We start from the raw sequence: 556 nt of genomic DNA on the forward strand, positions 1-556 counted from the left end.
AGGTAACCCTAGGGGAACCTGGGGTTGGATCACCTCCTTACCTTAAGATGACGAAGTTGTTGAGTGTTCACACAGATTGCCTTGATTCAAAGTAGTTAGAGCAAAGACCTGATGCGCCTTGGCGTGTCAGTGCTTGTTTGGCCCCTGGCCAAACGAGAGAAGCCCGTTCGTTGGGGTGGGATGTGAATAGCTGCAAAAGTGGCTACCCAAACCAGAGTTAGCGATAACAGCGAACAGCGCTAAAGGCAATGATGCCGCTCGGCCTCGCCGGCTCGGCACTCGCCTTTACGAAAATCATTGCGAAGTTGACTTCGCAAACCATGATTTTCGTCCCCTTCGTCTAGAGGCCTAGGACACCGCCCTTTCACGGCGGTAACAGGGGTTCGAATCCCCTAGGGGACGCCACTTCTCTTCTTGCTAACAAGAATGCAGACATAAGCATACGTGTTTATGTCTGTTTTCTTCGGTCACTGACCGTTGCAAACATGCTCTTTAACAATCTGGAAAGCTGATTTAAAAAGTAGTTCTCAAACATTTGTTACAAGTGCTTTGGAAA

General features: G+C 48.9%; 1 tRNA gene. It reads left to right on the plus strand.

Annotation, left to right across the window (positions count from 1 at the left end):
- Positions 1-329: 329 nt before the first annotated feature.
- Positions 330-405, plus strand: a tRNA-Glu gene (locus tag PG883_RS23780).
- Positions 406-556: the final 151 nt, after the last annotated feature.

This window comes from Aeromonas sp. QDB25 (genome assembly GCF_027707725.1).
Taxonomy (GTDB): Bacteria; Pseudomonadota; Gammaproteobacteria; order Enterobacterales; family Aeromonadaceae; genus Aeromonas; species Aeromonas caviae.